This is a genomic window from Kitasatospora sp. NPDC059747 (assembly GCF_042732955.1).
GTDB lineage: Bacteria > Actinomycetota > Actinomycetes > Streptomycetales > Streptomycetaceae > Kitasatospora.
In genome coordinates, this window is sequence record NZ_JBHWGV010000230.1 from 1 (window position 1) to 5847 (window position 5847).

Here is a 5847-nt window from a genome sequence, read left to right on the forward strand (position 1 = left end):
TACGCGGCGCCGAGGCGCCACACGGCGAGGACGGCGGCGGCCATGTCGACGGTGCGGGTGAGGCACAGGCCGATGCGGTCGCCGCGGTTCACGCCGGCCCCGGCGAGGAGGGCGGCGAAGTTCGAGGCACGTTCGTCGAGTTGGCGATATGTCAACTCCAGGGTGCCGTCGCTCACCGCGACGCTGTCACCGGCCGCGGCCACCTGCCCGGCGAACCGCTCCGCCGCCGACGGCCGCACCGCGGGCAACGACGCGTCCGTGCCGGCCCGTTCGAGCACCCACCGCCGCTCGGCCCCGTCCAGCACCGGCAGTTCGCCGATCGGGCGCCCCGGCCCGGCCAGCACCCCGGCCAGCAGCAGCTTCCAGCGGCGGGCCACGGCCTGCGCCGTGGTCCGGTCGAACAGGTCCTCGGCGTACTCCAGCACCCCGCTCAGACCGGCCGGTCCGCCGTCCCCGTCGCGGTGCTCGGTCACGCCCAGGCTCAGGTCGAACTTGGCGGAGCCCGCCTCGAAGGGCTCGTCGGCGACCTCCAGGCCAGGGAGGACCAGGCCGCCGTCCCCGCCGGCCTCCAGTGCGAAGCTCACCTGGAACAGCGGGTTCCCGCCCGCCGTGCGGGCGGGGTTGACGGCCTCGACCACGCGGTCGAAGGGGACGTCCTGGTGGGCGATCGCGGTCAGGGCCGTCCGGCGCACCCGCTTCAGGAGCTCCGCGAACGTCGGGTCGCCGGAGCAGTCGAGCCGGAACACCAGGGTGTTGACGAAGAACCCGACGACCTCCTGCAGGTCCTCGTCGGTCCGGCCGTCCACCGGCGAGCCGATCGGGAGGTCGGTGCCCGCCCCGAGGCGGCTCAGCAGCGCCGCGAAACCCGCCTGGAGCACCGTGAACAGCGTGACCCGGTGCTCGCGGGCCAGCCGGGCCAGCCCGCAGTGGGTGTCGGCGTCGAGCTCGAAGTGCACCGTCCCGGCGCGGGAGGGGCTTGTCGTTGAGGAGCCGGCCCGGGAGGAGCCGGCCCGGGCGGACCCGGCCGACTGCGGCCACGGGCGGTCGCGGGGGAGCCGCAGCTCCGGCGGCGCTCCACGCAACTCCTCCCGCCAGTAGTCGAGTTGCCGCGACACGAGGCTGTCGGGATCGTCCTCCGCGCCCAACGACCGCCGCTGGCGCACCGCGTGGTCCGTGTACTCCGTCGGCAGGGCAGGCCACTCGGGCGCGGCGCCGGCGCGGCGCGCGGCGTAGGCCGTCCCGAGGTCGCGGTCCATCAGGCCGACGGACCACCCGTCCGCGGCGATGTGGTGGATCACCAGCGCCAGCACGTGCTCCTCGGGGCCGGTCGCGAACAGCCAGGCCCGCACCGGGAGTTCGGAGGTCAGGTCGAAGTCGTGCCGGCAGGCCCGGCCGATCCGCTCGGCCACCTCGCCGGAGCCGCACTCGGCGAACTCCACCGCGAACCGCGCGGCGACGTCACCGGCGGCCACGACCTGCTGCCACGGTTCTCCGGCGACCTCCGGGAAGACCGTCCGCAGCGCCGCGTGCCGGCGCACGACGTCGCCGACCGCCGCCGTCAGCGCCGTCCGGTCCAGCCGCCCGGTGATCCGGACCACCCGGGGCATGTTGTATCCGGCTCGGAACTCCCCGAGCCTGGAGAGGAACCACAGCCGCTGCTGCGCCAGGGACAGCGGCAGCCTGCCGGTGCCCGCCGCGGCGGGGGTGTCCGTCCCGGCGGGAGCCGGGACGGGGGTCGACCCGTCCTCCGGGGCGTCCAGACCACGAGACATCTCGATGTACCTCCTCACTCCGTCCCGACCGACCGTTCCTAGGCGCTGCGCAGGCTCTTGGGCCGCATGTCGGTCCAGTTCCGCTCGATCCACTCCAGGCACTCGGGCTTCTTGCCGCGCGCCCCGGCGTCCCGCCAGCCGACCGGGTTCTCCCGGTCCTGCGGCCAGATCGAGTACTGCTCCTCGTCGTTCACCACGACCTTGTAGTCCAGGTCCAGTTCGTCGTTCGACATGCCAGCCTCCACGGCCTTCAGAGGGAATAGGGATGGGTGTGCTCGCGGTGGGACGGTCAGGCCGACAGGTGGCGGGCGAGTTCCGCGACCGTCGGGTGGAGCTGGACGTCGACCGGCCTGAGCGCGATGCCGAGCCCGCGCTGCACCCGGAAGGCGATCTGCACGGCGCGGATGGAGTCGCCGCCGAGGTCGAAGAAGTCGTCCTCCAGGCCGACCCGGTCGACCTTGAGGATCTCCGCCCACACCCGGGCCAGGCCCTCCTCGACGGGGGTGCGCGGTGCCACGTAGCCGGCGGCGTCGCCGGAGAACTCCGGTGCCGGCAGGGCGGCGCGGTCGATCTTCCCGTTGGGGGTCAGCGGCAGCGTCTCCAGGACGACGAACGCCGAGGGGACCATGTACGCGGGCAGGTGCACGGTGGCGAAGTCGCGCAGCTCGCGCGGGTCGGTCCCGTCCGGGCAGGCCGTGTAGGCGACGAGCCGGCGGTCGCCGGGGGTGTCCTCGCGGACGACCACGGCGACGCCGCGTACGGCGGGGTGGCGGCCGACGGCGGCGGCGACTTCGCCGAGTTCGATGCGGAAGCCGCGGATCTTGACCTGGTCGTCGTTGCGGCCGAGGTATTCGAGCTCGCCGGTGGCGGTCCAGCGGGCGAGGTCGCCGCTGCGGTAGAGGCGGGCGCCGGGCACGTGGGTGAAGGGGTCGGGGACGAAGCGCTCGGCGGTCAGGGCGGGCCGTCCGAGGTAGCCCCGGGCCACGGCGTCGCCGCCGACGTACAGTTCGCCCTGCACGCCCACCGGTGCGGGGTTGCCGTCGGCGTCGAGGACGAGTGTCCGGTAGCCGGGGAGGGCGCGGCCGACGGGGCTGCTGCTGGTCTCGATCCGTTCCTCGTCCAGGACTTGCCAGGTGACGTGGACGGTGGTCTCGGTGATCCCGTACATGTTGACCAGGACCGGGCGGTCGGGCGCGTGGCGGCGCCACCAGGCGCGCACGGAGGCGAGGTCGAGAGCCTCGCCCGCGAACACGACCAGGCGCAGAGCCAGTTCGTCCCGAGGGTGCTGCTCCTCCGCGGTCACGAGCTGGCGGAACGCGGACGGTGTCTGGGAGAGCACCGTGACGCGTTCGCGGACCAGGAGGTCGAGGAAGGCCGCGGGATCGCGCGTCACCTCGCGCGGGACGACGACGAGCCGTCCGCCGAAGGCGAGGGCACCCCACATCTCCCAGACCGAGACGTCGAAGGCGAAGGAGTGGAACAGCGACCAGACGTCGGAGTCCGACAGGCCGACGGTCTCCTCGCCGGCGGCGAGGAGCGTGGCGAGGTTCCCGTGGGTGACCTCGACGCCCTTAGGTGTGCCGGTGGAGCCCGAGGTGTAGATGACGTAGGCGAGTTCGGCCGGTCCGGGGCGGACGGATCCGGTGTGGACGGCGTCCGTCGCCTGGGTGGTGACGAGGGTGCGCCAGGTGCCCGCGGGGATCCGGCCGACGGTGTCGGGGTCGGTCAGGACGAGCGGGACCCGCGCGTTCCCGAGGACGAATTCGAGCCGGGCCGCCGGATAGTCGGCGTCGACGGGGACGTACGCGGCGCCGAGGCGCCACACGGCGAGGACGGCGGCGGCCATGTCGACGGTGCGGGTGAGGCACAGGCCGATGCGGTCGCCGCGGTTCACGCCTGCCCCGGCGAGCAAAGCGGCGAACGTCGAAGCACGCTCGTCGAGTTGACGATACGTCAGATCAGTTCCCGTTCCGTCGGTGACAGCGAGGTGGTCGCCACGGGCCGCCACCTGCGCCGCGAACCGCTCCAGTGCCCCCGTCGGTGCCGTCGGCGCGCTCAGCGGCACGGCCGCCGGCACAGCCGTCGCGGCGGGCCCGGTGAGCTGGCCCTCGGGGTCGTCGACCAGCAACTCCAGCGCCCTGACGTGCTGTTCGGCGATCTCCTCGATCTGCTCCGGGGCCAGCCGGTTGGCGTCGTAGTCGATGCACAGCTGGAGGCCGTCGGTCAGCGGGTTGCGGAAGAACGTGACGGTGAGCGGGACGTCGGCCGGCTCCACGCGGCGGATGGCGGTCAGCTCGCCCAGTCCGCTGAGCAGCTCCGCGTGTTCGCCGTCGCCCATGGTGTCGCGCATGACGTGGAAGTTGTTGAACGTGAAGTTGGTCGTGAACAGGTCGCGGCCGCCGGTGAACTGCCGGATCCGGGCCAGCGGCATCCGCCGGTGCGGCAGGATCCGGGCCTCCGCGTCGAAGACCCGCCGGACGAGGCCGGCGCGGCTGCCCCCGGCGGTGCCGACCCGGAACGGCACGGTGTTGAGGAACAGTCCGCGGGCCTCGGTGCCGCCGTTCTCCTCCAGTCGGCCGTTGAGCGTGAGCCCGCAGCAGACGTCGTCGAGGCCCGTCTGCGCGGCGATCACCTGGAGGTGCGCGGTGAGCAGGACGGTCTTCTCCGGCACGCCGAGGCGCTTGGCGAGCGCCGTGACCCGCGGGGCCAGGCCCGCCGGGACGTGCGCGTCGCGCCAGCCGTAGCCGTCGACCACGCCGCTCGCGCCGTCGCTGCGCAGCGACGGCCCGGCGGGCGCGGGAGCCTCCCCGGCGCGTGCCGGGAGCTGCGGCGGGGTGCTCCCGGCGAGCGTCTCCGACCAGAACCGCCGGGCCTCGGGCGAGGCCGAGGCGCGCTGCTCCAGGGCGACGAAGTCGCGGTAGGCCGAGGCCGGGGCGGGGAGTTCGGCCAGGCCCGCGCCGTCCAGGAGCCGGGTGTACTGGAGGAGGATCTCGGTGATCGTCGACCACAGACTCCAGCCGTCGAGGATCGCGTGGTGCTCCACCATCGTCCACTGGAAGCTGTCGTCGGTGAGCACCTGCGCGGCCAGGCGCAGCATGGGCGGGCGCTCCACGTCGAACGGGCGGCGGCGCTCGCGCTCCATCAGCTCGTCGACGGCCCGCTCCTGCTCGGCCGGGGTGAGGGCCCGCAGGTCCTCGACGACGACCGGCAGTTCGGCCTCGCGGTGCACGAGCTGCATCGGTTCGGCGAAGGTCGCCAGGTCGAAGCCGGTCCGCAGCACGGGGTGCCGGGCGACCACGGACCGCACGGCCCGGTGGAAGGCGTCCTCGTCGAAGCGGTACGGCAGCCGGTAGCTCGCCGCGTTGACGTACGGGAGGACGCGGGGGTCGGAGGCCGCGTGGTAGACCATCCCGACCTGGAGCGCCGCCATGGGGTAGGCGTCGTCGAGGCCGGCCGCGGGGCCGTCGCCGATCCGGGCCCGGTCGGCGGGGGAGAGCAGCTCGAAGGGCTTGGTGCCCGCGCGGTCGCCGGCCGTGTCGGCGGCGGCGGCGAGGCCGGCGAGGGTGCGGTGCTCGTAGATCTGCGCGACGGCGAGGCCGAGCCCGCGCCCCCGGGCGAGGGCGGCCACCTGCACGGCGCGGATGGAGTCGCCGCCGAGGTCGAAGAAGCCGTCGTCCGCGCCGACCTTGTCCACCTGGAGGATCTCGGCCCAGATCTCGGCGAGGATCTCCTCGGCCGGGGTGCGCGGCGCCACGTAGCCGGCGGTGTCGCCGGAGAACTCCGGTGCGGGCAGGGCGGCGTGGTCGATCTTGCCGTTGCGGGTCAGGGGGAGGGCGTCCAGGGTGACGACCGCGGCCGGGACCATGTGGGAGGGGAGGTGGACGGCGGCGAGGTCGCGCAGGTCGTGCGGGTCGGTTCCGTCGGGGCAGGCGGCGTAGGCGACGAGCCTGTCCTCGCGGACGACGACGGTGACGCCGCGGACGGCGGGGTGGCGGCCGACGGCGGCGGCGACTTCGCCGAGTTCGATGCGGAAGCCGCGGATCTTGACCTGGTCGTCGTTGCGGCCGAGGTATTC

General features: G+C 74.1%; 3 protein-coding genes. All 3 read right to left on the reverse strand.

Annotated features, from left to right (window positions below; translation table 11 throughout):
• Nucleotides 1-1772 (reverse strand): condensation domain-containing protein (locus ACFV4G_RS42765; protein ID WP_380448962.1); only part of this gene is annotated, 1772 nt, incomplete at its 3' end.
• Nucleotides 1773-1810: 38 nt separating this feature from the next.
• Nucleotides 1811-2005: an MbtH family protein gene (locus ACFV4G_RS42770; RefSeq protein ID WP_380448963.1), complete on the reverse strand. Its 195-nt coding sequence runs from the start codon at nucleotides 2003-2005 to the stop codon at nucleotides 1811-1813.
• A gap of 56 nt (nucleotides 2006-2061) precedes the next feature.
• The coding region (locus ACFV4G_RS42775) for an amino acid adenylation domain-containing protein (RefSeq protein WP_380448964.1) at nucleotides 2062-5847 on the reverse strand (3786 nt) is incomplete at its 5' end.

Bases quoted from the DNA above. Each gene is read 5' to 3' on its own strand.
- ACFV4G_RS42770 (WP_380448963.1), bottom strand. From the start codon at position 2,005: ATGTCGAACGACGAACTGGACCTGGACTACAAGGTCGTGGTGAACGAC.